This is a genomic window from Pseudomonas sp. SIMBA_068 (genome assembly GCF_046534705.1).
In the GTDB taxonomy this organism is placed as follows: Bacteria; Pseudomonadota; Gammaproteobacteria; order Pseudomonadales; family Pseudomonadaceae; genus Aquipseudomonas; species Aquipseudomonas putida.
The window spans coordinates 1-241 of sequence record NZ_JAWRYI010001480.1 but is presented as its reverse complement, the minus strand read 5'-3'; the positions used below and the strand labels follow the sequence as shown (position 1 = coordinate 241).

Sequence of the window (241 nt, the reverse complement as noted above, 5' to 3'; positions counted from 1 at the left end):
ATCATCTTTGCCTTGCTCCTGGTACTGCTCAACGGCTTCTTCGTAGCCGCCGAGTTCGCCATGGTCAAGCTGCGCTCCACCCGCGTCGATTCCATCGCCGAACTGCACGGCTGGCGTGGCAGCATCCTGCGCAAGGTACACAATCAGCTGGACGCCTACTTGTCCGCCTGCCAGCTGGGCATCACCCTCGCCTCGCTGGGCCTGGGCTGGGTCGGTGAGCCGGCCTTCGCCCACCTGCTGG

1 protein-coding gene is annotated in these 241 nt (G+C 64.7%); it reads left to right on the top strand.

Going from position 1 to position 241, the window contains the following annotated elements; translation table 11 throughout:
* A partial coding sequence (locus tag SB756_RS34565) for a CNNM domain-containing protein (RefSeq protein WP_410913815.1) occupies positions 1–241 on the top strand: 241 nt, incomplete at both ends.